Annotated in this window: 24 protein-coding genes; 8 read left to right on the top strand and 16 right to left on the bottom strand. The window is 38.8% G+C overall.

Annotated elements, in window-relative coordinates:
- Window positions 1–119 precede the first annotated feature (119 nt).
- Window positions 120–1,184 carry an A/G-specific adenine glycosylase gene (mutY, locus tag LS48_RS12965; protein WP_062622930.1) on the bottom strand — a complete coding sequence of 355 codons (1,065 nt, stop codon included), beginning with the start codon at window positions 1,182–1,184 and terminating at the stop codon, window positions 120–122.
- Window positions 1,185–1,313: 129 nt separating this feature from the next.
- On the opposite strand from mutY, the gene LS48_RS12960 reads away from it, so the two are divergent.
- The 3 genes from LS48_RS12960 (at window position 1,314) to LS48_RS12950 (ending at window position 4,062) form a co-directional block, all read left to right on the top strand.
- Window positions 1,314–1,604: an HU family DNA-binding protein gene (locus tag LS48_RS12960; protein ID WP_014782104.1), complete on the top strand. Its 291-nt coding sequence runs from the start codon at window positions 1,314–1,316 to the stop codon at window positions 1,602–1,604.
- A 351-nt stretch (window positions 1,605–1,955) separates the two neighbouring features.
- A complete protein-coding gene (locus LS48_RS12955) occupies window positions 1,956–3,500 on the top strand; it encodes an Rne/Rng family ribonuclease (RefSeq protein ID WP_062622929.1) in 1,545 nt (514 codons plus the stop codon).
- Between the two features lie 85 nt (window positions 3,501–3,585).
- On the top strand, window positions 3,586–4,062 hold the full coding sequence (locus tag LS48_RS12950) for a regulatory protein RecX (protein ID WP_062622928.1): 477 nt from the start codon (window positions 3,586–3,588) through the stop codon (window positions 4,060–4,062).
- 2 nt (window positions 4,063–4,064) lie between these two features.
- Here the strand turns inward: LS48_RS12950 and LS48_RS12945 are convergent, their stop codons facing one another.
- The 9 genes from LS48_RS12945 to LS48_RS12905 form a co-directional block, all read right to left on the bottom strand.
- Window positions 4,065–5,483 carry a flotillin family protein gene (locus tag LS48_RS12945; protein WP_062622927.1) on the bottom strand — a complete coding sequence of 473 codons (1,419 nt, stop codon included), beginning with the start codon at window positions 5,481–5,483 and terminating at the stop codon, window positions 4,065–4,067.
- Window positions 5,484–5,485: 2 nt separating this feature from the next.
- Entirely contained in the window at window positions 5,486–6,061 is a 576-nt protein-coding gene (locus tag LS48_RS12940) for a hypothetical protein (RefSeq protein ID WP_062622926.1), read from the bottom strand.
- 110 nt (window positions 6,062–6,171) lie between these two features.
- Window positions 6,172–6,690, bottom strand: coding sequence for a DUF6646 family protein (locus LS48_RS12935; RefSeq protein WP_193392802.1), 519 nt, complete (start codon window positions 6,688–6,690; stop codon window positions 6,172–6,174).
- A gap of 38 nt (window positions 6,691–6,728) precedes the next feature.
- The gene (locus LS48_RS12930) at window positions 6,729–7,583 is read right to left on the bottom strand and encodes a cupin-like domain-containing protein (protein WP_062622924.1); all 855 of its coding nucleotides are present in this window, start codon (window positions 7,581–7,583) and stop codon (window positions 6,729–6,731) included.
- 64 nt (window positions 7,584–7,647) lie between these two features.
- Window positions 7,648–8,163 (bottom strand): hypothetical protein, encoded by a 516-nt coding sequence (locus tag LS48_RS12925; RefSeq protein ID WP_062622923.1) that lies wholly within the window; start codon window positions 8,161–8,163, stop codon window positions 7,648–7,650.
- A gap of 78 nt (window positions 8,164–8,241) precedes the next feature.
- Complete coding sequence (locus LS48_RS12920) at window positions 8,242–8,517, bottom strand: FoF1 ATP synthase subunit delta/epsilon (RefSeq protein WP_062622922.1); 276 nt, start codon at window positions 8,515–8,517, stop codon at window positions 8,242–8,244.
- Window positions 8,518–8,592: 75 nt separating this feature from the next.
- A complete protein-coding gene (gene atpD, locus LS48_RS12915) occupies window positions 8,593–10,098 on the bottom strand; it encodes a F0F1 ATP synthase subunit beta (RefSeq protein WP_062622921.1) in 1,506 nt (501 codons plus the stop codon).
- Between the two features lie 242 nt (window positions 10,099–10,340).
- On the bottom strand, window positions 10,341–11,237 hold the full coding sequence (locus LS48_RS12910; protein WP_062622920.1) for an aminotransferase class IV: 897 nt from the start codon (window positions 11,235–11,237) through the stop codon (window positions 10,341–10,343).
- Window positions 11,238–11,308: 71 nt separating this feature from the next.
- Window positions 11,309–12,025 carry a sulfotransferase-like domain-containing protein gene (locus tag LS48_RS12905; RefSeq protein WP_062622919.1) on the bottom strand — a complete coding sequence of 239 codons (717 nt, stop codon included), beginning with the start codon at window positions 12,023–12,025 and terminating at the stop codon, window positions 11,309–11,311.
- 139 nt (window positions 12,026–12,164) lie between these two features.
- On the opposite strand from LS48_RS12905, the gene LS48_RS15355 reads away from it, so the two are divergent.
- A complete protein-coding gene (locus LS48_RS15355) occupies window positions 12,165–12,341 on the top strand; it encodes a hypothetical protein (RefSeq protein ID WP_157881737.1) in 177 nt (58 codons plus the stop codon).
- A gap of 115 nt (window positions 12,342–12,456) precedes the next feature.
- Here the strand turns inward: LS48_RS15355 and LS48_RS12900 are convergent, their stop codons facing one another.
- From LS48_RS12900 to LS48_RS12885, 4 genes are all read right to left on the bottom strand, one after another.
- Window positions 12,457–13,029 (bottom strand): hypothetical protein, encoded by a 573-nt coding sequence (locus LS48_RS12900; RefSeq protein ID WP_062622918.1) that lies wholly within the window; start codon window positions 13,027–13,029, stop codon window positions 12,457–12,459.
- Between the two features lie 30 nt (window positions 13,030–13,059).
- Window positions 13,060–14,907, bottom strand: coding sequence for a glutamine--fructose-6-phosphate transaminase (isomerizing) (gene glmS / locus LS48_RS12895; RefSeq protein ID WP_062622917.1), 1,848 nt, complete (start codon window positions 14,905–14,907; stop codon window positions 13,060–13,062).
- Between the two features lie 9 nt (window positions 14,908–14,916).
- Complete coding sequence (gene bamH / locus LS48_RS12890; protein WP_062622916.1) at window positions 14,917–16,461, bottom strand: BamH family beta-barrel-assembly machinery protein; 1,545 nt, start codon at window positions 16,459–16,461, stop codon at window positions 14,917–14,919.
- Between the two features lie 63 nt (window positions 16,462–16,524).
- Window positions 16,525–17,334: a glycogen/starch synthase gene (locus LS48_RS12885; RefSeq protein WP_062622915.1), complete on the bottom strand. Its 810-nt coding sequence runs from the start codon at window positions 17,332–17,334 to the stop codon at window positions 16,525–16,527.
- 129 nt (window positions 17,335–17,463) lie between these two features.
- On the opposite strand from LS48_RS12885, the gene panC reads away from it, so the two are divergent.
- From panC to LS48_RS12865, 4 genes are all read left to right on the top strand, one after another.
- Window positions 17,464–18,309, top strand: a complete 846-nt coding sequence (panC, locus tag LS48_RS12880; RefSeq protein WP_062622914.1) for a pantoate--beta-alanine ligase — start codon at window positions 17,464–17,466, stop codon at window positions 18,307–18,309.
- A gap of 12 nt (window positions 18,310–18,321) precedes the next feature.
- Window positions 18,322–18,672: an aspartate 1-decarboxylase gene (gene panD / locus LS48_RS12875; protein ID WP_062622913.1), complete on the top strand. Its 351-nt coding sequence runs from the start codon at window positions 18,322–18,324 to the stop codon at window positions 18,670–18,672.
- Window position 18,673: 1 nt separating this feature from the next.
- Window positions 18,674–19,645 carry a lysylphosphatidylglycerol synthase transmembrane domain-containing protein gene (locus LS48_RS12870; protein ID WP_076692477.1) on the top strand — a complete coding sequence of 324 codons (972 nt, stop codon included), beginning with the start codon at window positions 18,674–18,676 and terminating at the stop codon, window positions 19,643–19,645.
- A gap of 79 nt (window positions 19,646–19,724) precedes the next feature.
- Complete coding sequence (locus tag LS48_RS12865; protein ID WP_062622912.1) at window positions 19,725–20,873, top strand: alpha/beta hydrolase; 1,149 nt, start codon at window positions 19,725–19,727, stop codon at window positions 20,871–20,873.
- A 2-nt stretch (window positions 20,874–20,875) separates the two neighbouring features.
- On the opposite strand, the gene LS48_RS12860 is transcribed toward LS48_RS12865, so the two are convergent.
- Together LS48_RS12860 and LS48_RS12855 are read right to left on the bottom strand one after the other, a co-directional pair.
- On the bottom strand, window positions 20,876–21,529 hold the full coding sequence (locus tag LS48_RS12860) for a response regulator (RefSeq protein WP_062622911.1): 654 nt from the start codon (window positions 21,527–21,529) through the stop codon (window positions 20,876–20,878).
- Window positions 21,530–24,397 carry a sensor histidine kinase gene (locus tag LS48_RS12855; RefSeq protein WP_078056439.1) on the bottom strand — a complete coding sequence of 956 codons (2,868 nt, stop codon included), beginning with the start codon at window positions 24,395–24,397 and terminating at the stop codon, window positions 21,530–21,532. It abuts the gene before it with no gap.
- Window positions 24,398–24,427: the final 30 nt, after the last annotated feature.

Here is a 24,427-nt window from a genome sequence, read left to right as displayed (position 1 = left end):
TCTCAGAGTACGATGAGGTTGCGCCGCAGGCGGGACATTGAATTCTATTTAATAGTTCCATAGCTTTTTCAGAAATGTTAAAGATACATTATAATGTAGATTTTTGCGTTTAAATCGTGTCAGTAGTTCTCAAAAAACTCCGAAACAAAATTTGCAATCAACACGGGCATGGCATAGCTTTCTATTTCTGAAATGGCGACGGAGCTTTCGGTTTCGTCAAGAGTCTCAATAATCCAAAAACGTGTGTTGAGATGCTGGTGCGAAAGTTTGTGCACCACAGCCTCTTGGTTATAAAGTGAAATGTTCCGAATGTTTATTTTTTCAGAAAAATCTTGGAACTGTGGAAGTTCTTGCAATTCTGAAACCTCAATTTCTTTTGAAGTTTCAATCAGCGGAAACTCATAAAGTTTGTGCCAAATTCCTTTGCCGTTGCGCTGTTGCAAAACGGTCCGCTCGTTTTCCGAAAGTATTACCAGATAGTTGAAAAACCTTTGCTTTACAGGCTTCGATTTAATCTTTACGGGAAGTTGCGTCACCTTTTTCTGCTGAAAGGCTACACAGCTGTCATTGAAAATACAGTTTTCGCAATGGGGACTTTGCGGTACACAGTAACGCGCGCCAAACTCCATAATGGCCTGATTGAAGGTGCCCGGCTGTTCTTTGTCTATCAGCTCTTGCGCGAGTTGTTTAAATTCCTTTTGTCCGGCGGTGGAATTTATGGGAGTGGAAATTCCAAAAAACCGGGAAAGCACGCGATACACATTGCCATCAACCACGGCCTCGGGCTGGTTGAAGGAGATGCTTGCAATGGCGCTGGCGGTATAATCGCCCACGCCTTTCAGCTTCAGCAAATCCTTATAATTGTTTGGGAAAACACCGTCCATTTCTTTGGCAACCATTTTTGCTGTTGCGTGCAGATTTCGGGCACGCGAATAATAGCCCAAGCCCTGCCATAGTTTTAAAACCTCATCTTCGGGAGCGCTGGCCAGGTCTTCAACTTTTGGATAGGCTTCAATAAATTTTAAATAGTAGGGCAGACCTTGCAAAACACGCGTTTGCTGCAGCATGATTTCTGAAAGCCAAATATGGTATGGGTTATTTGTATTGCGCCAGGGTAGATCGCGTTTGTTCTGTAAATACCACACAATGAGTTTTTTGGAGAAATATGGAGCTATTTTGGGCATTGGGTAAAATTAATCTATATCCCTTTAAATTTTAAAGGTTTAAGGTTTGAATTATTGATTTTAAAATATGTATATTTGCGGTCTCTAAAAAAAATCTAGTAAAAGAAAATTAATTAAAATTTAAAAGTAATGACGAAAGCAGATATCGTAGCGAAGATTTCAGAAAAGCTAGGAATGGAAAAGAATGAAGTACAAGCTACTGTTGAAACCTTTATGGAAGAAGTAAAGAACTCTTTGGAAGGTGGAGACAATGTGTATTTAAGAGGTTTTGGAAGCTTTATTATTAAAACAAGAGCTGAAAAAACAGGAAGAAACATTTCAAAAAACACAACTATTAAAATACCAGCTCACAATATTCCGGCCTTTAAACCTGCAAAAGTTTTTGTTGAGGGTGTAAAGACCAACGTGGACGTAAAATAATTCTAACCCGTTCCACTTTGGTGGAGCATTAAAAAAGACTTTAGTATGCCAAGTGGTAAAAAAAGAAAAAGACATAAGGTAGCGACCCACAAGCGTAAAAAGCGTCGTCGCGCTAACCGCCACAAAAAGAAAAAGTAGTTTCTAAACTACTTTTTCTGTTTTAAAAGTGTTTTGGAAATTTTGCCTTTTTGGCGCTATTTCCGAATAAATCAAACGAAAAATCGTTCTTTGAAAATGAGATTGCAGCAACCGGCTTTTGGTTTGGGTGCAGTTTCGCCGGATTTTTATATAAAATCTGTAAAATATATTGTTTAATGAGTCCGCTGCGGCGGACAACAAAATTAATGTAACGTGAACTACGAATTATTTATTAGGTCCGGTTCACAAGAAGTTGATTTTGCCCTTTTAAAGGATGGAAAACTTATAGAGCTCCACAAAGAGGAAGAGGACAACAATTTTACCGTTGGCGACATATTTCTTGCCAAAATACGTAAAACAGTCCCTGGCTTAAACGCCGCCTTTGTAAACGTGGGCTACGAGAAAGATGGTTTTTTACACTATCACGATCTCGGGCCGAAGGTACTTTCACAATTGAAATTTGTGAAAAGTGTTAGCTCAGGTAAGTTAAAGGATTATACCTTAAATAATTTCCCATTCGAAAAAGAGATTGATAAGCATGGCAACCTAAACGATGCCTTAAAGAGCAATCAATCCATATTGGTTCAAATTGTAAAAGAACCCATTTCCACCAAAGGGCCACGTATAAGTTCCGAGCTTTCCATAGCCGGAAGATATATTGTACTGGTCCCGTTTTCAGATCGCGTCTCCGTTTCACAAAAAATAGAGAGCAATGAAGAAAAAGACAGGTTAAAACGCTTGATAACAAGCATAAAACCAAAGGGATTTGGCGTAATTATCAGAACAGTTGCCGAGGGCAAAAAAGTAGCAGAACTGGACAAAGATTTACAGAACCTTATGGATCGCTGGACGGCGATGTGTAAGAAGCTACAAGGGGCGCACCACCCTTCAAAAGTGCTGAGCGAGCTAAACAGGGGAGCATCCATCATCCGCGATATGTTTAACGATTCATTCTCCGCAATACATATTGACGATGAAACCCTTTACTTGCAAATAAAAGATTATGTGCAGGAAATTGCACCGAAAAAAGAAAATATCGTAAAGTTTTATGACAGCAATGTTCCGATGTTTGAGAAATTCGGAATAGAAAGACAGATTAAAACTTCCTTCGGAAAAACAGTATCAGGCAGCAAAGGTGCTTATCTGGTAATAGAACATACCGAAGCCATGCACGTAATAGACGTGAACAGCGGTAACCGAAGCAACAAGCAGAAAACACAGGAAGGCACAGCGCTGGAGGTGAATTTGATTGCAGCCACCGAGGTGGCAAGACAGTTAAGGTTGCGCGATATGGGAGGAATTATTGTAGTGGATTTTATTGATTTGGCAAATGCCAATCACCGCAAACAACTCTACAACCACCTTCGCGAAGAAATGAAGGACGATAGGGCAAAACACAAAATCCTTCCGCCCAGCAAATTTGGGTTAATACAGATAACCCGCCAACGAGTTAGGCCAGAGATGAACATCAAAACTCGCGAAGAAGACCCCAGCAATGGAGGCGACGGCGAGATTGAAGCGCCAATTATCGTTATAAATAGAATAAACGAAGAGGTAAAACGCCTTTTCAAAAAAGACTATAAAAAGATAACCTTAAACACGCATCCTTTTATAGCGGCCTTTTTGACGAAAGGATTCCCAAGTGTGCGCACCAAATGGTTTTTGGAGCACAAAAAATGGGTAAAAATCCAACCTCGGGATGCATATACGTATCTTGAATATCATTTTCACGATAAAGATGGTGGATTGATAAAATAACCAAAACCCCTTTTGAAGGTTTACTTCGGAAGGGGTTTTTTTGTTAGTTTTACTGTCAGTTCGAGCGCAGTCGAGAACTAATCTAATGGAATCACACAAAACATACACCGTTGAAGAAGCCACCAAAAGGATGGAACGCTATTGCGCATACCAAGAGCGTTGCCATAAGGAAGTGCATCAAAAACTGTATGAAATGCGGATGATCCCCGAAGCGGTAGATCAAATAATTGATCATTTACTGCGGCATAATTTTTTAAATGAAACCCGCTTTGCACAGGCCTTTGCACGTGGAAAGTTCAGAACGAAGCAATGGGGAAGAAGCAGAATTGTAAACGAATTGAAGCGGCGGGAAATCTCAAAATACAACATTCAGATCGCCCAAAAGGAAATACCCGATTCCGAATACTATAAAACCTTTGAAGCCCTTGCTGAAAAGCGTTTGCGGCAATTGGCTTCGGAAAAAAACCTTCAGAAAAAGCGGAAAAAACTGGCGGACTATCTTTTTTATCGCGGGTGGGAACCGGAATTGGTTTATTCAAAAATTAATGAAATCTCGAAATAATTTTACTTTTTGGCTGAATCTTTTTTATCGTTTTCGGTGTCATTTCCATCCTCAACTTTCTTCCCCTTCAAATATTCGGGCAATTCCATCCCGGCCATATTGAACATTTCCTGAAGCGGCGGTACAGAACCGTACATTCCAGAAATAAAGTTGGAGGTTGCTGTTTTGCCGTCTTTTGAAGAGCCGTTTTCCCAAACGGTAACTTTGTCAATTTTAATGTTTTTAATGGCCTCAGACTGAAGTTTAACCAACTCCGGAAGCTTGTCAGCTATCAATAAAAGTACCGCATCTTTGGAATTATTTCCCGCCGCTTTCACAATCCTGTCAAAACCTTCTGCCTGCTTGGTCAAGATTTCGAATATACCCTGAGCCTCAGCCTGTGCCTTGAACAAGATGGCATCTGCTTCCCCTTTGGCTTGCCGTCTTATTTTTTCGGCCACTGCTTCGGCGTCTATCTCTACTTTTCGTTTGTCAATTTCAGCAGGAACAATAATATCTGCCAATTGGGTGCTTCGTTCCCTTTCGGCACGGGTAATTTCTGCTTCTTTTTCAGCTATGTATGATTCTTCCAAAGCTTTTGCTGATTGTACTTTTTCAGAAGCAATTGCAACTCTTTCGGCTTCGGCTTCACGTTGGCGACGTAACGAATCTGAATTTGCAACGTTGATTTTCGCAATGTTTTCCCCTTCCACAGCCTGGGCGTTTGCAGCAGCTACCTGTGTGCGCTCATCCTGTTTTGCATTTGCTTCCCCAATGGAACCATCCCTATTTTTTTCGGCTACAGATTTACGTGCGGCGTTAATGGCGTGGGCAGCGGCTTCTTTTCCTAAAGCCTCAATATAGCCCGATTCGTCAACAATATCGGTAATGTTTACGTTGATGAGTTTTAGACCAACTTTCTTCAATTCAGATTCAACGCTGTTTGAAATATTGGTCAAAAATTTGTCCCTGTCATTGTTTATTTCTTCAATATCCATCGAAGCCACGACCAAACGCAGTTGCCCGAAAATGATTTCTTTTGCAAGTTCTTGAATTTGCTCCAAGCCTTGACCCAGTAAGCGCTCTGCGGCATTTTGCATAATGCCCGGTTCGGTGGAAATACCAATGGTAAAACGGGAAGGAACATTTACACGGATGTTCTGCTTACTCAAAGCGTTTATTAAATTCACCTCAATTGAAATAGGGGTGAGGTCGAGGTATTCGTAATCCTGGATTACAGGCCAAATGAAGGCTGCGCCCCCATGAATACAGCGGGCAGAGTTTCCGGTGCCAACCTTTCCATAAATTACCAATATACGGTCTGAGGGACAGCGCTTATACCTTCTTATAAAAGTAATAAGGATGATAAAGACAAATAAAATGGCGAACCCAATGGCCAATAAAGGCGCAAATGATTCTGCTTGAAGTGGTAAAAATGTCATGATTAGGCGGTGTGTTTGTTTACTATTAAAATTCCCGTCCCCGTTACTTGGGCTACGGTTACTATATCTCCTTGGTGAAGGTCTGAGGGTTCGTCGGTCAGCGCATCAAGTTCGCGCATCCCTCCTTGAATATTTATGTGAACTTTTCCAATCCGGGAGCGGTTTGCGCCAATGGTAAGATATACTTCTCCAATTTGGTTTAGGGCGTTTTCAATTTTAAGGGAGCCGCTACTGTTTAATTTTCCAAGATAGTAAAACAATGAAGCCATAATTGCCATCATCAACAATCCACATATTGTTGAAATTAAGATGGTCATCCCTTTGGAAAGTCCTTCGCCAATACAGGCAATTCCTGACCATCCAAAAAGTGTAAAAAAACCGATTAAATTTTTAAAGGAAAGAAACTGAAAGTGGATTCCTGTATCGCCTTCTATGTCTGAATCTACGTCGCCTGTGTCATCAAGTTCACCACCTACAAAGGTTAAAATTATAAGTACGATAAAAATTGCGGAAGCGATTAAGGCAATGGACCAGTAAACCTTTTCAAAAGGCTCAAATGCAGCAAACCATTCGTTCATTGGTTGGGTGTTAAATTAATCTTGGTAAGATATAAACTTTATGAAAAGGAAGCAATAAGTTAAAAAATTATTATTAAGATATTTTTGTTCAATTATGAAAAGATAACTTCCTAAATATTGAACGAAGCCCCCAAATTAACGGCGAATTGGTTGTGAAGTTTTTCAGCAGGGGTTAAGGTTTCTGTATTAAATTTTGCAAAGGGGGCGCTAAACTCCGTAAAAACCCCAAAACCGCTGGTAAAGAAATAACGCGCGCCCAAATGCCCGCCAAAGTTTTTCAAACTCACGTAAAGTCCGGGATACACATCAAAATTCGGGTCCACATTTATTACATTTCCCAGATTTGCATTGAAGCGTCCACGGAAATCGAAACGGTCTTTAAATTCCGCAAAGGGTTTTTCATTGCCGTCCAAATCGCTTACTTTATCAATCCCTAAAAGGTAAGCGGACGCAATGCCCAGGGAAATGTTCTCACCCACTCCAAAATCCAAACTGCCCATAATTCCGGTACCGTTGTTTTGAAAATTGGCGCCCACCTGAAATTTCACATCGCCCGCACCTGAATAGGCCTGCGCAAAGGTGAATTGGACGATAAGAAGTGCGAAAATGGTTGCAAATAACTTCATCATCAAAAAATTTAAAGGAAAGGTAGTGATTTCTTCGTTAATTATAGCGCTTTGTTGGTGCGGACAATGGCTTGCTCATTTTTCCAATCAATCCATTTTTGGCCTTTCAGCTTTCGCATCAATTGGTCAAAATAGCGCATAAAGGCAATGTTATAAACCGCTTTCGCTAAATTTTTGGGGTTTCGGGCAATGGCACGAAGGCTCATGGAAAAACCAGGGGTAATGTAGCGCATATAGTGCCAGTAACCTTCGGGCATATAAAGTACGTTGCCGTGCTCCAGATGTGCGGTGTAACCTTTAGCTTTTTTAAGGGCTGGCCATTTATCGTAATCGGGATTGGCAAAATTTATGTCTTCACGCGTAATTAAAGAATGGGGAATTTTGTATAAATAATCGTTTTGCTTTTGGTCAAAAAGGATCACTTTTTTTTTCCCTTCGAAATGGAAATGAAAAATGTTTGCCAAATCGATATCATAATGCATAAACGTGTATGAATCTCTTCCGCCGAAAAAAAGCATGGGCAGACCTTTCATCAATTTAAGACCAAAATCCGGAAAGTCAAAATCCTTTTGAAGTTGGGGCACTTCCTTTAAAATATTCCACAGAAAGATGCGGTATTTTGTAGGCTCGGTTTTTAATAACTCCACATAATCGCGCATTTTCATTTTGGCGTGTGGTTCATTAAATCCATCTTTGTGGCTCACTGGGCGATTGTCATAAAGAGGAACCATTTTATCCCCCGCCACATTCGCCATATAATCTAGATTCCATTTGGTATATGCAGGCCAGTCCTCAATAAACCGTTCAATTACAACGGGTTTTTGAGGTTTAAAGTAGTGTTTTAGAAAATCTTCTTTGGTAATAGTTTTTACCCTGTCTATTTGCTGTAGTTGCATAATTTTCTTGAACAGGCAAATTTACAAATCTCACTTTATTGTTGGGGGTGATGTTAATATAACTTTAAGTTTTTAAATTATCAACCCATTTTGGATTGTGGGGATCTGTGGCATCGTATAATTCAATTTTCAACTTTTTCGCCAATTCTTTGCCTATAATAAGAGCAATATCAGCCTTATTTTGAATAGCAAGATTGAAGTGCCTATTTCGGTCATACCACAGATTTATTTCAAAGAAATTTTTTTTGTTTCTGTAAACTGAAATATACTCTAGATTTTTAAAGCTTTTCCAGCTACCTATTTTCACTGGACCTACACAAAATAAAATCTTATATTTCTTTTCTTTAAAATTGAAGTGATAATCACGAACAATGGAAAAACTAATTCCTCCTCCGAACAAAAAAATTGCCACTGTCAAAAAATTGAGTGAGTTTCTCACTTTTTTTGTAGATTCAAAAATATTGAAAGTGTTGAAGAAAAAATATAAACAAATAAGCATTCCCGTAAAGAAAAGAGCAGCCAGTATAATCTGCCAAAATGGTCGATTGCCTTGGGAAATTAATATTTCTTTTTGTTCCATTTTGTTGTGAAATATTTCCAAAAATAAAAAATGCTTCCAATAGAGGAAGCATTTTTAAATATTTAAACAAGATAGCTTTTAATCTGCCAAAACCATCACACGATTGTTGTTACATTCAACAGTGCCGCCAGAAATTTGCAGTACCCATTTGCCGTCTTCCTGCGTAAATTTCTTTTCAAAACCTTCCGCAATGGTTGGATTTCCTTTAAATTTCACTTTTCCTTCCTGCAAAACAGATACAATAGGAGCGTGGTTGTTAAGCATTTGGAATTCTCCTTCCACACCTGGAACGGTTATGCTTTCAACTTCTCCGGCAACTAAGGATGCTTCTGGGGTTACTATTTCTAAGTACATATTTTCTAGTATTGAGATGTGAGATATGAGACGTGAGAAAATCTATTATCTCACATCTCAAATCTAAAATCTATTTTAAACTTCAGCAAGCATTTTCTCGCCAGCAGCAATCGCTTCCTCTATGGTTCCTTTTAGGTTAAAAGCGGCTTCTGGCAGGTGGTCCAATTCACCATCCATAATCATGTTGAAACCTTTGATGGTTTCCTTAATATCAACCAAAACTCCGGGAATACCTGTAAACTGCTCCGCTACGTGGAAAGGTTGTGAAAGGAAACGCTGTACACGACGCGCGCGGCCTACTGCCAGTTTATCATCTTCGGAAAGTTCCTCCATCCCAAGAATCGCAATAATATCCTGTAATTCCTTATAGCGTTGTAAAAGCTCCTTTACTCTTTGTGCGCAAGCGTAGTGCTCTTTTCCAAGGATAGATTCAGTAAGAATTCTAGAGGTAGAATCCAATGGATCCACCGCAGGATAAATACCAAGCTCGGCAATTTTACGTGAAAGTACGGTTGTAGCATCCAAGTGGGCAAACGTAGTTGCGGGCGCTGGATCCGTAAGGTCATCTGCAGGTACGTAAACCGCCTGTACAGATGTAATAGAACCTCTTTTAGTTGAAGTAATACGTTCCTGCATCGCCCCCATCTCTGTTGCCAAAGTTGGCTGGTAACCCACCGCAGAAGGCATACGCCCAAGAAGTGCAGAAACCTCAGAACCTGCTTGTGTAAAACGGAAAATGTTATCTACGAAGAAAAGTACATCTTTTCCTTGTCCCTCGCCAGCTCCATCACGGAAATACTCAGCAATAGTCAAACCTGAAAGCGCAACACGTGCACGTGCTCCAGGTGGCTCGTTCATCTGTCCGAATACGAAAGTAGCTTTAGATTCTTTCATTGCAGTTTTATCTACTTTTGAAAGATCCCAACCCCCATTTTCCATAGAGTGCATAAAGTCGTCACCGTATTTTATAATACCAGACTCAAGCATTTCACGAAGCAAGTCATTACCCTCACGAGTACGTTCCCCTACACCAGCAAATACTGAAAGACCACCGTGGCCTTTCGCAATATTGTTAATCAACTCCTGAATAAGTACCGTTTTACCTACACCAGCACCACCGAAAAGACCAATTTTACCTCCTTTTGCGTAAGGCTCAATAAGGTCGATTACTTTAATACCTGTGAAAAGAACTTCGGTAGAAGTTGAAAGATCTTCAAATTTTGGAGCCTCACGGTGAATTGGAAGACCAGCATCGCCAGCTTTTGGCAAGTTTCCAATACCGTCAATTGCATCGCCAATTACGTTGAATAGACGACCGTAAACAGCATCCCCAATTGGCATTTGGATAGGTGCTCCAGTTGCAACAGCGTCTACACCACGGCTCAAACCGTCAGTAGAATCCATTGATATGGTACGAACCATGCTTTCACCAATGTGAGATTGAACTTCAAGAACCAAAAGGTTTCCGTTGTTATTTACTTCCAACGAGTCGTATATTTTTGGAAGTTCCGATCCGCTATCAAACGCAACGTCAACTACCGGGCCAATAATCTGTGCAACTTTTCCTGTACTTTGTGACATGAGTAACTGTTTATTTTTTAGTTATCTAAGGGCAAAAAAACCACCCCTGTTTTGAACGGTGCAAAGATAGTTTTTTCTGAATGAAATTTGCAATGGAAATGTTTAAAAAATTTGGGGACTATGCTGGAAAGACCCAACAGGTTTCAAAAACCTGTCAGGTCTTGTAAAATCCAAGCTTTACGCACTATTCTTTAGTCTCCTTCGTGAAATCATCTTTGACAAAGTTTTAAACTTTGTGAAAGTTAATCGAGCTTCTCACACAATCCACGAACCTCTTTTTTGAAAAGGGAAATTATTTTTTTCTGAAGGGAATCATCTTTGGAAATGCTGCGTCCATCAATTTCAACAACGGGGGTAAGCTCGCCCATTGTTCCCGTTGCGAAAACGCCGTCGGCATTGTAGAATTGGGAGAGGGTAATATCTGCTTCGGAAATTTCAATATCGTGCTTTTTACACATTTCAATAACTGAATTCCGTGTTATTCCGGGAAGACAGGCGTGTGCAAAAGGCGTAACAACTTTTTCATTTTTCACCATAAAAAGATTGCTACCGTTAAGTTCGGCTATAAACCCGCGCTCGTCCAGCATCAATCCGGCGTCTTTTCCGGCAACGTTTGCCTGTATTTTTGCGATAATATTATTGAGTAAATTATTATGATGGATTTTACTGTCCAAAAACTGAGGCGAGTTTCGGCGTTGGCTGGTGCTTATTACTTTTATGCCGTGATCGTTATCGTAAACCAACGGTTTCCATTCTGCCAAAACGATTAAACAGGAACCGCTTTGGTTGAGCCGCGGGTCCATGCCGCTGGTTATTTTTTCGCCTCGCGTCAACGTCAGGCGGATGTGCGTATCGTCATTCATGTCGTTGGCGTCGAGAGTTTGTTTTATTGCTTTTTTGATGAATTCCTTGGAAGGAATATCCACAAATGCCAGTGTTTTTGCGGATTCTTGCAAACGGGTCAAGTGTTTTTCTAAGCAGACTACGCCTTCGGGATATACGCGTAAGCCTTCCCAAACGGCATCGCCGCCTTGAACGGAGCTGTCGAAAACCGAAACTTTTGCTTCACTGCGGGGATAGAGTTTGTCTTTTATAAATACTTGGATGTTGTCGTTTTTGGGATTGGATTTTTGAAGCATTTTTTTTGAAGTTGAGAGTTAAGTGTTAAGAGTTAAGAGTTATGGGTTATGCGTTGAAGGTGGTTTATGTTTTAAATTAAAATATTGCTTTTTAAAATTTCGTAATAAGGCAAAGCTTCTGCCAGCAACGGTTCCAAATGATTTGGCAAAGGTTGTGAGCTGCTTTTTTGCACAGCGAAACCTTCGGAATTGTGCACATTTTTATACCAATGTTTCGCCCAAACGCCGTCTTCGGGAATGCCGCCTTTTTTCCATCGAAGCATTTTTTCCGAAAAAGGTATTTCCAATAAATTGCACAGTTTTTTCAGATAGTTTCTTGGATTTTTCAAGAGTTCATCGCTGTCAATCACAATGGGTGTTTTTCCGTTTTTCTTCAGAAATAAAAATAGTTCCGAAGCTTTTTTGATGCCGATGTCATTTAGGGTAGGCGTATGGATTACTTTTGAAAAAGAGGCAATCAGTTTTTTTGGATGTCTAATTAGAATCACATTTTCCCAATTCAAAATAAAATTTGGCGAATCGGTCAAATAATGGTGCGCCATTCCTTTTACGAAAACATTTTTCTGCTTTCGAAGTGAATTGATGTTTTCAATTACTTTTTCTTCGTTCAGTTCCATCGTTTGAAGGATTTCCTTTTGGGAGGGATGCTCGATTTCCAAGGAAGCATTTTGAAGGTAATAGCCGTAAAAAGGTTCGTCCAAAACCGTCATATCCTCACGTTGTGCGAAAGAGTACATTAGCGCCGTTGAAAGATTTCGGGGACCGGAGATGAGGTTGATGACTTTCATAGCTTAAAAATAAACTACTGAAAAGAATTTTGTAACAATTTGGTGAAAAGATTTACAAATAAGTTATGAAATGGCAATTGACCATTTGGGCACCAACCGAAGAGGTATAATCAAGTCATTCCATTAAATATTTTAGGAAATGAAAAAAATCATTTTAATAAACGCACTTATCTGGGCCGCACTCTTGCTTAGTACGGCTATATTATTTAAAGGCCATGCCAATGTGGAATATTCGTTTTTCGGGATTTTAATTGCTTATTCAGTTATACACACCCTTCTCGCAAATTTCGCAAAGGGAAAGAAAGAAAAATGTTGAAACTTAAAACGCCTAATGGGTAAAGAGGAATCCAATTTGGAAAAGTTAAACACCTAAATAATAACTGTCCAGTGGCTTTGGGAAGATTTAACCAGAAATTTCCAAGACTTTTAGGTTAATGACTCTTAAAGTATATTTCCATATAATTTGCGGTGGAAAGATACTCAAGCCGAAGTTTATCAAGATATCTTAAAATGCTTTTATGGGAAGGATCGGTTTCTTTCAAATTGTCATTGAAGGCATCGTCTGTAACCGTTAAAGCAATATACCACGAGCCGGATCTAGAGGTGTATATGGCTTCAAAAATAGGTTCGTTGCCTTTACTCTCGTTCGCCAGATCTACGGCAATGGGAACCAAATTTACGGTTTTGGTGTTCCGTTCCACTTCGTAGAAAGTAAGATAATGTTTTTTGTTGTTTATGGTTATGGGTACATTTCCACCTCCTATATCATAATCAATATCAAACTTTGCGTTGATATAAGTGTAAAATTCATTGGCGTCTTTTGGGTCTTCAAACACGTAAACTTGCTGTTTCGGAAGCTGTTTTTTAAATTTTTTTCCTTTATAAATTTTTGCGCCGTCAATGTTAGGGGCTATTTGTAGCGGAATGCAGGAAAAAGTGAATAACCCCAAAAGTGCTAAAACAATACTTTTCGGAAAAGAGAAGGATGGCCTTTGAAATTTCATCAACTTAAAAAGTGAAATATGCAACCATTACTATTCCACGGTAACACTTTTCGCCAAATTACGCGGTTGGTCCACGTTACGGCCAAGCATTACGGCTATGTGGTATGAAAGCAATTGCAGCGGAATGGTGGTAACCAATGGCGACAGAGCTTCCGGGGTGTGCGGCACTTCCATTACATAATCTGCCATTTCCCTTACGGCGGTATCGCCTTCGGAAACTACAGCTATAATCTTACCTTTGCGGGCCTTGATTTCCTGAATGTTGCTAACTACCTTATCATAGTGGTCGCTCTTGATGGCAATCACTACCACTGGCATATGTTCATCAATCAGCGCAATTGGCCCGTGCTTCATTTCTGCTGCGGGGTAGCCTTCTGCGTGTATGTATGAAATTTCCTTTAGTTTCAGAGCCCCTTCCAAAGCTACCGGGAAGTTGTAACCTCTTCCCAAATAAAGAAAATTGCGTGCATCCTTAAAGACGGCGGAAATTTCCTTGATTTTATCTTCAGTTTTCAGGGCTTCATCTACGTGGTTTGGAATAAGCTCCAATTCGCGCAAATAAAGCATAAAATCGGTTTGGCTTATTGTGCCCTTGGCTTTGGCCAAACGAAGCGCAATCATTGCCAAAACGGTAATCTGCGTAGTAAACGCCTTAGTTGACGCAACCCCAATCTCTGGTCCGGCGTGCGTATAGGTACCGCTATGTGTTTCCCTGGAAATGGTAGAGCCGACTACATTACAAATTCCATAAACAAATGCGCCCTTTGACTTTGCAAGTTTTATTGCGGCAAGGGTATCTGCGGTTTCCCCACTTTGTGAAATGGCGATGACAACATCGTTTTCTGAAATTATTGGGTTTCTGTACCGGAATTCGGAAGCGTATTCTACCTCTACGGGTATGCGCACCAAATCCTCAAAAATATATTCAGCCACTAATCCCGCGTGCCAAGACGTTCCACAAGCCACGATGACAATACGGTCCGCATTGATGAACTTTTCTATGTAATCCTCAAGTCCGCCAAGCCTAACGATACCTTTTTCCGCTAGCAATCGGCCGCGATAGGTGTCCTTAATCACCGCGGGTTGTTCGTGGATTTCTTTTAGCATAAAATGGTCGTAGCCACCTTTTTCAATCTGTTCAAGGTTCAGCTGGAGTTCTTGTACGTAAGGCGCAACCAATTTATCGCCCTTAATTTTTCTCACTTTTACATCGCGGCCCAGACGTATGATGGCCATTTCTTCATCCTCAAGATAGATGGCGTTATTTGTGAATTCAATAAAAGGCGAAGCATCGCTTGCTACAAAAAATTCGTCTTCGCCAATACCGATTGCCAAAGGACTTCCTAATTTGGCAACTACAATTTCATCTGGTTTTTTTCTGTCGAAAAGTGCGATGGCATAAGCGCCTACCACCTGATTTAATGCAATTTGGACAGCCTTTCCCAGTTTTACTTTTTCGTTTATCTGAATATCCTCAATAAGATTTACCAATACTTCGGTATCGGTATCTGAGGTGAAAGTGTATCCTCTTTTTTTCAATTCCTTTTTAAGGGAATCGTAATTCTCAATGATACCATTGTGGATAATTACCAGATCGCCGCTGTTTGAATAGTGAGGGTGGCTATTAACATCGTTCGGAACTCCGTGGGTTGCCCAGCGTGTATGGCCTATGCCGAGATTTCCTTTTAAGATAATTTCGCGTTCTGCCTTTGCCTCAAGATCTGCAACCTTACCTTTTGTTTTGCAAAGTTGAATATCAGTACCATCGAAAAGGGCAATTCCCGCACTGTCATATCCTCGATATTCTAAACGTTTCAGTCCGTTCAGGATAATGGGATATGCTTCTCTTTTGCCGATATAGCCTACAATTCCACACATACGCAGGGTTTAATTAGGTTCAGTGTAATAAATTTGGAGTTTTAATCTTTTTTCTTGGTTAGGCGTTGCATTTCCGTAAAGTATGGTTCCTTCAGGTGAAATTACAGTACTGGACGGTATTTGCTCAATATTAGGCTCCATAGGGTTTTGAAGCTTCTGCGTCGTCCTTGTTAAAACGTTTTGAGATACCACTATGCCCAAAGGTACATTTGTGCTGTCTTTATTAATCAAATTACTGATATGGGTTGTTATTTTTAATTTGTAGTATTCACCGTTACCATCACTTCCTCTTTGCAGTTTTCCGTAATGATTTGTAAGGGCATCTACAGCTTCCAGGCCATTCGTTGGGTCCAGATTGTAATCTGCCAATACGTTACTGTTCTTAAGGTCATAGATTATTATACGTTCAGGTTCTGTAGCACCACCTACCATTAAATCCTGATTCACATAAAAAATGAGATTTGCCTCATTGACCAGCCATTTTTTATCGCGAAGAGTTTCAAGTTGATCTGCCACGCCGTTATTATCGTTGTCTTTCCCGAAGAGTTCCACAACAGAAATGATTCCATCACCCCCGCGTAGGTAAAGATTTTCATTTCCGGTTTCAATATTTGGATTCTCTACTGCGGTTTGTATTTGGGTGGGCAGTTGGTTTGTAAAAGTATTTACACTTATGCCTCCACTAAAATTCAATTTAAATACAGCATTGTCTCTTTCATCGGGTTCATCTTCATTATCGTAACTGTAAAATATAGAAACGTATGCTTTGGTAACATCAAAAATAAAGAGGCTGCCATTGTCCGTTGGTGAATTAACTTTAAAATAAAGACCTCTTAAAAAGTTTTTGAAGTTATTGCTGTTTCGCAATTCTGGAGTTCCTTCCATATCAATCACATTGTTTTGGAAGAAGGTCGAATCTAGCTTTATACGAAGGCCGGGTGTTATTTCCTCTTCATTTTCTTCTCCTTCAAATATAACATAGCTGTTCTTTGTCGGCAGAAAATTTTCTACTGAAGCTAGTTCCTCACCTAGATAGCCTTCAAAAACGTCTCCTTGGGTAGTGTAGTAGTTTTGAAATTCCTCAAAACCTGTATTGGGATCATATTCCCTTAAAAAATATTTTGATTCAAATATGGACACGTTTATAGGCGTGGTGCCATATATAGAATCAAGCTCATACGTAGTTACACTGTCCACTGTGGTTCCTGTACTGAAATATGGTAAATACACAAAAACACTATCTACCGTAGCATTCTCGCCAAAGCTGGGGTCGTTTGATTCAAGGGTAAGCTGTGATAAAAGATTCACTGTTGATTTTCCATATACAGGATCGTTATAAACCCCTAATTGATAAGCGGGTAGCCTATTGCTCTGTAATGGGCCGAGTTTTCTACTGTATGCAATGACGGATTGTGATTCATCTAAAATTCCGTTGGGGGTTTCAGTTCCCAATACTTCAGAACCCAAGGTTGAGATATCTTCTTGGCAAGAAGAGAATGCAATTATTATAAAGAAAATAGCACCTGCAAGGGGCAACAAATTTTTTATTTTCATTTGTTCTATTAATTGTTTTGTGTGAAATGTAATTAGCTCATTTCAATGAGATTGTTGAAGAAATTACTTTAAGACTTTTGAGCTGTAAAAGTCTAAATATGCTTGGGAAAAATTTTCCATATTATGATATTTTAACACAGGTTTGTCTAAAGTGTTAATAAATTCATCAAGCTCTTTTGGTATTTCTTCGGATCCAACAATGACTGCGTCAGAATTTTTGACGGCTATTTTCATAAGGTTTACGTAACTTGGCTCTTCAAGTTCAGTAATAACATCGTCATCAATAGCATCAAACCTAACTTTATCTATTGTGTTTTTAGCTAACGTTCCATCGAAGCCTTGATTGTACACAGAAGTAACTATTTTACTATTTTCAAAAAGGGGTTCGTTTCCGTAATAATTCCGTAGATATAAAGGAAGAAAAGAAGCAAGCCATCCGTGAACGTGTATAATATCTGGTGCCCAGTTCAGTTTTTTTACAGTTTCAATAACGCCTTTTGCGAAGAAAATGGCGCGCTCGTCATTGTCTTTGTAAAAATTTCCTTCTTCATCAGCATAGGTTGCCTTTCTTTTAAAATAATCTTCATTATCAATAAAATAAACCTGGATGCGCTCTTTAGGGATGGACGCCACTTTTATAATCAGTGGCATATCGAGATCGTTTATTACCAAGTTCATTCCAGAAAGGCGAATCACTTCGTGCAATTGGTGCCTTCTTTCGTTGATATTACCATAGCGTGGCATAAAAATTCTTATCTGGCCGCCATTATTGTTGATCATTCGGGGAGCTTCAAACGACATTGAAGAAATCTCGGTCTCGGGAAGATAGGGTATAACTTCTGAAGACACATACAAGACTCTTTTATCTTTCATCTATAGGGTTTTTTAGGAATTATTGCAATTTGCCCCAATGTCTCGAGGCGTTTAAAAACACGCAAAATTACGAAAATTTATGTAGATTGTCTTTAATATATTAATTTTGCCCGCTCTTAACCCAATTTTATGGTAATACATACCCAGAAAGAAACCTTGGTGCAAGCTTTGTCTTCCGGGGCAAAAAATGACAAGATAGGTTTTGTGCCAACAATGGGTGCATTGCATAAAGGGCATATATCTTTGGTAAAGAATGCTTTAGAAAATAATGATGTGGTGGTGGTGAGCATTTTTGTAAATCCCACACAATTTAATAACAGTGCAGATCTTGAAAAATATCCGCGCACTCCCGAAGATGATATCTCCCTATTAAAAAAATTAAAAGGCGATGTGATTGTGTATTTGCCAGAGGTTTCAGATCTATATGATGCTTCGGTTTCCGCAAAAAAGTACAATTTTGGAAACCTCGAAAATGAAATGGAGGGCAAGCACCGAAAAGGACATTTTGACGGAGTGGGAACCATTGTTAGCAAGCTTTTAAAAATTGTGAAACCAAATACAGCCTACTTTGGCGAAAAAGATTTTCAACAATTACAGATCGTTAAAAAGTTGGTCGCCATCGAAATGCTACCCGTAAAAATTGTGGGATGCCCAATTTTGAGAGAGAAAAACGGACTTGCAATGAGTTCACGTAACAAACGACTGACTGCAAAACAATTTGAAGAAGCAGCACTTATTTATAAAACATTACAAGAAGTTCGGGAAAAATTCAGTTCTACATCCCTTGCAGGGTTGAACACATTGGTTACGGAACGGTTTTTGCAAAACCCCAACTTGAATTTGGAATATTTTGAAATAGCCAACGAAAAAACACTCAAAACCGCAAAGCGAAAAAACAAAGCTTCAAAATACAGAGCTTTTATAGCAGCTTTTGCGGGCGATGTTCGGCTAATAGATAATATGCCTTTAAATTAATACCTTTGCACCATGCAAATACACGTAGTAAAATCTAAAATCCATAGAGTAAAAGTTACTGGTGCCGATCTAAACTATATTGGCAGCATTACTATTGACGAAGATTTAATGGACGCAGCCAACATTATTGAAGGCGAAAAAGTCCAGATAGTAAACAATAATAACGGCGAACGCCTTGAAACATACGCCATTCCCGGTCCTCGAAACAGTGGCGAAATTACTTTAAACGGTGCCGCCGCAAGACGTGTGGCGCCCGGGGATGTGCTTATTCTTATTACCTATGCCTTGATGGAAGTGGAAGAGGCCAAGGTCTTTAAACCGGCTTTGGTGTTCCCAGACGAGGAAACAAATCTACTCCGATAAATTGAGCCGCTCCCTCTCAAAATTTTTGCAGATTGCGATTCCGTTGGGATTGGGAGTTTTCTTGATTTGGTATATCTACCAGTCTTTTACGCCACAACAACTTGCCGAAACTGAAAAATATTTTGCCAATGCAAACTATGGTTTCGTCTTGCTTTCTGTTGTATTTAGTGTGTTAAGCCATCTCTCTCGATCCTATCGATGGAATTTTATGTTGGAGCCATTGGGTTATAAAACCAAATTGGCCAATAATTTTATGGCGGTTTCCGTGGCGTATTTAATGAATATTTTTATTCCGAAAAGCGGTGAAGTTTCCCGAGGGATCATTTTGGATAAATATGAAGGAGTGCCTTTTCAAAAAGGATTTGGAACCATTATTTCCGAAAGGGTTGTTGACCTTTTATTCCTTCTTTTTTTCACTGTTTTGGCACTTGTTATAAAGTTTGACGTATTGTATGATTACGTGTTGGAAAGTATTCCGCCCTCACTTTTATATGTTATTATCTTCGGAATTGTTTTAATGGGCGTGAGCATTCCCGTATACATTAAATTTTCAAAATCGAATATCAATAAAAAAATAAAAAGCTTTGTTATTGGATTGAAAGAAGGCGTGTTCAGCATTTTGAAAATGAAGAAAAAAGGCACTTTTCTTTTTCACACTTTTATCATTTGGGGCCTATACCTACTGTCCTTTTACACAGCGCTGCACGCATTGCCGGATACTACAAATATTTCTTTTGGAACAATTATAATCACTTTTGTTGTCGGAAGCTTCACTTTTGCATTTACCAATAGTGGCTTTGGAACCTATCCTGCTGCAGTTGCGGGAATTTTGAGTGTTTTCGGAGTTGCCAAAACCGTGGGGGTTGCTTTTGGATGGATTGTTTGGATTTCAAATATTTTTTCCATTGTTTTCTTTGGCGTGCTCTCATTAGTGATACTTCCAATTTACAATCGAAAACGGCTAAAATTGTAATTTTTTCGAAATAATTTTTCGGTGAAAAAAACACAAATTGAAAATTTGTTATCTTTCCGCAGCCTAAAAATTCTAACCAATGAAAAAAATCCTACTATTCGCAGTTTGTGTGCTGCTCAATTATGCTTCATTTTCCCAAATAATTTACGAAGAGTTCAATTCTGACAAACTTGGCGAGTCTCGAAGATTAAAAATTCAACTTCCCAGAAATTACGATACCAATATTGATAAAAAATACCCCATAGTTTTGGTGCTGGATGCTGATTATCTTTTTGAGCCAGTAGCTGGAAACGTTGATTATTTCAGTTATTGGGAAGATATGCCAGAGTCTATAGTAGTTGGCGTTATGCAAGGTGATTTACGTTATGAAGATTGCTCTTATGACGACAATACTTTTATGCCTGGCGAAAAGGGTGCCCAATTTTTTGAATTTATTGGGATGGAACTTATTCCATATATTGATAAAAAGTATCGCACCGCAAAGTTCATCATTGGTGTGGGGCACGATTTTACGGCCAATTTTTTAAATTATTATCTCTTTAAAGATCCGCCGTTGCTGAATGGTTATATAAATCTAAGTCCAGATATGGCTCCTATGATGGAAGAGCGCCTTGTGGAACGCATTCCACAAATTCCCGGAAAAATATTCTATTATTTGGCTACGGGAACTGACGATATTAAAGGCTTGATGGAATCTACCCAAGACCTTAACAACCAATTAAACGGTTTGAAAAGCAAATCCTTCAATTATTATTATGATAATTTTGATGGTGCTACCCACTATTCTTTGGGTGGTCGTGGCATTCCGAATGCTTTGGAAAAAATATTTTCGGTTTATAGACCAATTAGCAAAAAGGAATACACTGAAGTTTTATTGAAATTGGATACGCCAATTAGCCAATATCTGCTTGATAAATATAAGGTGATAGAGGATCTTTTTGGCATTACAAACAACATTCGCGTTAATGATTTTATAGCTACGGCCACTGCTTCAGAAAAACGAAACCAATGGGAATCTTTGCGAGAGATTGCAACCTTGGCAAAAAGACAATATCCAGATACGGTATTGGGAGATTATTATTTGGGACGTTATTACGAAGAAACCGGCGAGCCCAAAAAAGCCATGAAAATTTTTCAAGGAGCCTACGATAAAGAAGAGGTAGATTTTATAACCATTGATAAATTATTGGACAGGGCAGACAAGATAAAAGCTGATTTTGGTTATTAAACCTATAGCTCTTTAATAACATTTTTGTGTAAATATGCCCAATTGGTCAAAGCATTGGTGGTAGTATTTTCAATTTCCAGCTTCATGATTATGTTGCTCCGGTGTTTTTCTACCGTTCGTATTGAAATGAAAAGTTGTTCTGCAATTTCGCTGCTGCTCATTTGTTCTGCTACTAACTTTAAAATCGTTTTTTCAGAAGAGGTTAAATGCTTTATTTTTTTTAAATCTTCTGAAACGGTTACTAATGAAGAGGCGTCAAACGAGCGGCTAAAGCATACATCATTATTTAAAACACATTGAATACAATCTTCAATTTCAGAAAATGAGTCTTCCTTCAGAAGATAACCATTTATTTGAAGTGCTTTGGCCTGGGATAGGTAGTCATTCTCTTTATGAAAGGATAAGATTATAAACTTAGTGTCAACCTTCTTTTGTTTGGCCATTTTTATAACTTCAAAACCCGTTAAAAGTGGCATATCAATGTCAAGAAGAGCTATGGTTGGATTATGTGTTAAAATAAGCTCCAGCGCCTGCATGCCATTGGCCGCTTGGCCCAAAACATTATAGTTATTTGCCTGTAGCTCATCATGCAGTCCTTTTAAAATCATAGGATGGTCATCTGCAATAACAACGGAAATTTTACTCTTTTCAAGCATTTATATCGGGATAATTAGCGTTATGGTTGTTCCTTTATTGATTTGACTTTTTATATCAATTTTTGAGTGTAAAATTTTTGCGCGTTCCATTAAAGTTTTCATCCCGAGGCTAGTACTGATCATTACTTTTTCTGAAATTTCAAAGCCTTTTCCATTGTCTGCAATAGTAGCTTCAATGGTATGGCCCTTTTTTTCAATTGTAACCGAAGCGGCTTTGGCTTCGGCATGCTTCACCATGTTGTTTAAAGTTTCCTGAATAATCCTATACAAATGTAATGATGCCTCTCTACTTAACAAAGCATCTATATCATCAATTTCATGGGTAAAAAAAATATTTGTGTTAGAGTCCACTTCATCAACCATATTCCGAATGGCAGCCGTGGGACCCAAACGTTCCAGTGTTGCAGGATGAAGACCTCTCGAAATTGCACGTAGTTCTTCCAAAGTATTAGCCGCTAAAAACTCCATTTCTTGGTTGCCGTTTGTTTTGGTTTTTTTTGTGAGCAGCATCAATTTTTGTCCAACGCTATCGTGAAGCTCGCGCGCCACACGAGTACGTTCTTCTTCTTGCGCTTTTATGAGATTGTGGGTATATGCTTCATTTCTTTTTTGTTCTGCTTTGTTTTTGAAATAATAAAATAAAAAAACACTTAATGATGAAACAGATAATAAAGAAACCCAAAAAAACCAAGTTTTCCAAAACGGAACAGTTATCACAAATGCATATTGAAACGGGTGGTTTTGCCATACACCATCACCATTATCCGCAATAAACTCAAAAGTATAGTCACCTGGCGGAAGATAAGAAAACACTGCGATAGGGTCTTTTGTAGGTTGGGTCCATTCATTTCCATCCCGAAGTCCTTTCATTCTATATTTATAGTGAACGTTTTCTGGGTTGGTGAACGTTATCGCTTCCATTGAAAAGCTTAAATAGTTTTTTTGATGCGGAAGAACAATGCCATTGCCGGTTTTGTAAAGACTATCCACTAAAGGTTCTGAGAACAGAAGAATTCCCGAAAGATCAAGTTTTGGAGGCTGCGAATTTGGAAGATATGTTTTTTCATCAAAAGCGAGCATTCCGCTGAGGGAAGTGGCCAAAATGGTTTTGTCTTCGGTAATTAAAAGCGAATTGAAATCTATGTCATTTTCCAAAAAATGTGACACAGTGGTATATTTTTTTGACACAATGCTATCTTTTTGCAACAAAAGTTCCAAATCAACTTTCAGCAACATGTCTCTGCCCGCCAACCATAAATTTTTTCCATCAACCTTCAATGCCCGAAATTGTTTTAAGGAGGCAAATCGATTCATCTCAAAAGTCTGAATTTTAAAATGCTCGTTCTGAAGTGTTATGTGGTATAATTTTTTTTCGTTTCCAGCCAGTACTTCATTTGCATTAATGGCATCCAAGCTTCTAAAGTCATTGTGCAAATTGGGATGAAGTCCAGGAATGGTATCTGTTTTTCTATCATTCATTTGAAACAGACCGCCTATTTTGCCAAGTATATACCGATCTGCGATAGGCACAATGGTTATAGCTCTTCGAGATTTTATAAAATAGATTGAATCTTTTGTCAAAACTTTAATTTTATCGGTACCAAAAAGAAAAGTTTTATTCTGCTTTTCGAACAATAGATTATAATCGCCCTCATCTATTAATCTGGGCCTAGGGTTGCTCTTTGCATGCTCAAAAACTGCTGTTTCTGTAGTATAGAGAAGGTTATCATTTGGTGTAACAAATAGATTCTTTATTGCACCACTTTTAGTGATGGGCCGAATTTTCTTGTGTTCATCTAATGCAAACACACCGTCATTTGTGGCCATGAGCAATTCCCCGTCCCATTCCACAATTGCATTTACAGATTTGGACGGCAACCCCTGTGTGTCATCATAAATTTTGAAAGCCATATCCCTGAACCGTATAATACCTTCGCCATAACTGGTCATCCAGTAATTGCCTTCAGTATCTTTAATCATTCGGTAAATGTATTTGGAAGGAAGACCTTGTGCTTCATTAATGACCTCTAAATCTCCCGTTTGCTTATTGAATATTCCAAAGCCATTCCCTTCAAAACTTAAAAAGAGCTCGTTTTCATTTTCTTCGAGAATTCCATAAACACGGTTTTCGTCAAAATCCTCTTGCTTGAATTTATATTTTGTAAGCTTCCCGTTTGATATTTTATATAATTCGCCATAAGCTCCCACCCAAACATCCTTTTTGCCATCCACAAAAACTGAATAGCAAATGTTGTTTATCCCGTCTTTTTCATTGTAAATGTTTTCAATTTTTAGTGGATTAAGTGACATTTTAAAAATTCCCCTATTAGATGAAGCTATATATAGAGTATTGTCATCATGCCAATCTGCACTTTGAAACCCTGAGATTTGGTTTTCCTCAGTTCCTTTTAGCAAATACTCCAGCTTTCCGTTTTTGTAGGTCACTATGCCTTTTACGAAAATGATATAAATAGTGCCGTCGCTACCTTCCAAAATATAGGTAGCACTTCCCAAAAAGTCAAAATCAACGCCTTTTGGATTTGTAATTTTTCCGTTTTCAATAATGCTTACACCATTATCCAGTGTGCCAGCCCAAATACGACCCTTGCTATCCTCAAAAATGCTGAAAACAATATTGGAAGCTAAGCCGTCTTCCGTAGTGTAGTTTTTAAAAGTTTTTCCGTTAAAACAACTTATTCCGCCAGTAGTACTTACCCAAATTTTGTTATTGCTATCTTGTATTATAGCAAAGGTTTCGTTATTTACCAGCCCTTCTTCTGTTTTATATTTTTTGAATTGGTATCGTTGTGCGGTGGAAACCAACGAACAAAAACACAATAAAAAAAATGTGAGGAATAAGCGTTTCATTTAGCGAAGGTTTGTAGCGTAAATATATTT

It is taken from the genome of Aequorivita aquimaris, from assembly GCF_001573155.1.
In the GTDB taxonomy this organism is placed as follows: Bacteria; Bacteroidota; Bacteroidia; order Flavobacteriales; family Flavobacteriaceae; genus Aequorivita; species Aequorivita aquimaris.
Note: the sequence above shows the minus strand (reverse complement) of the source record. Positions and strands in the feature narration are given on the sequence as shown.

Bases quoted from the DNA above. Each gene is read 5' to 3' on its own strand.
- bamH (WP_062622916.1), bottom strand. From the start codon at position 16,461: ATGAAAATAAAAAATTTGTTGCCCCTTGCAGGTGCTATTTTCTTTATA.
- panC (WP_062622914.1), top strand. From the start codon at position 17,464: ATGGTAATACATACCCAGAAAGAAACCTTGGTGCAAGCTTTGTCTTCC.
- LS48_RS12910 (WP_062622920.1), bottom strand. From the start codon at position 11,237: ATGCTTCAAAAATCCAATCCCAAAAACGACAACATCCAAGTATTTATA.
- LS48_RS12865 (WP_062622912.1), top strand. From the start codon at position 19,725: ATGAAAAAAATCCTACTATTCGCAGTTTGTGTGCTGCTCAATTATGCT.
- LS48_RS12885 (WP_062622915.1), bottom strand. From the start codon at position 17,334: ATGAAAGATAAAAGAGTCTTGTATGTGTCTTCAGAAGTTATACCCTAT.
- LS48_RS12950 (WP_062622928.1), top strand. From the start codon at position 3,586: ATGGAATCACACAAAACATACACCGTTGAAGAAGCCACCAAAAGGATG.
- LS48_RS12905 (WP_062622919.1), bottom strand. From the start codon at position 12,025: ATGAAAGTCATCAACCTCATCTCCGGTCCCCGAAATCTTTCAACGGCG.
- LS48_RS12940 (WP_062622926.1), bottom strand. From the start codon at position 6,061: ATGAACGAATGGTTTGCTGCATTTGAGCCTTTTGAAAAGGTTTACTGG.
- LS48_RS12920 (WP_062622922.1), bottom strand. From the start codon at position 8,517: ATGTACTTAGAAATAGTAACCCCAGAAGCATCCTTAGTTGCCGGAGAA.
- LS48_RS12900 (WP_062622918.1), bottom strand. From the start codon at position 13,029: ATGAAATTTCAAAGGCCATCCTTCTCTTTTCCGAAAAGTATTGTTTTA.
- atpD (WP_062622921.1), bottom strand. From the start codon at position 10,098: ATGTCACAAAGTACAGGAAAAGTTGCACAGATTATTGGCCCGGTAGTT.
- panD (WP_062622913.1), top strand. From the start codon at position 18,322: ATGCAAATACACGTAGTAAAATCTAAAATCCATAGAGTAAAAGTTACT.
- LS48_RS12860 (WP_062622911.1), bottom strand. From the start codon at position 21,529: ATGCTTGAAAAGAGTAAAATTTCCGTTGTTATTGCAGATGACCATCCT.
- LS48_RS12945 (WP_062622927.1), bottom strand. From the start codon at position 5,483: ATGACATTTTTACCACTTCAAGCAGAATCATTTGCGCCTTTATTGGCC.
- LS48_RS12855 (WP_078056439.1), bottom strand. From the start codon at position 24,397: ATGAAACGCTTATTCCTCACATTTTTTTTATTGTGTTTTTGTTCGTTG.
- mutY (WP_062622930.1), bottom strand. From the start codon at position 1,184: ATGCCCAAAATAGCTCCATATTTCTCCAAAAAACTCATTGTGTGGTAT.
- LS48_RS12960 (WP_014782104.1), top strand. From the start codon at position 1,314: ATGACGAAAGCAGATATCGTAGCGAAGATTTCAGAAAAGCTAGGAATG.
- LS48_RS12930 (WP_062622924.1), bottom strand. From the start codon at position 7,583: ATGCAACTACAGCAAATAGACAGGGTAAAAACTATTACCAAAGAAGAT.
- LS48_RS15355 (WP_157881737.1), top strand. From the start codon at position 12,165: ATGAAAAAAATCATTTTAATAAACGCACTTATCTGGGCCGCACTCTTG.
- glmS (WP_062622917.1), bottom strand. From the start codon at position 14,907: ATGTGTGGAATTGTAGGCTATATCGGCAAAAGAGAAGCATATCCCATT.
- LS48_RS12935 (WP_193392802.1), bottom strand. From the start codon at position 6,690: ATGATGAAGTTATTTGCAACCATTTTCGCACTTCTTATCGTCCAATTC.
- LS48_RS12925 (WP_062622923.1), bottom strand. From the start codon at position 8,163: ATGGAACAAAAAGAAATATTAATTTCCCAAGGCAATCGACCATTTTGG.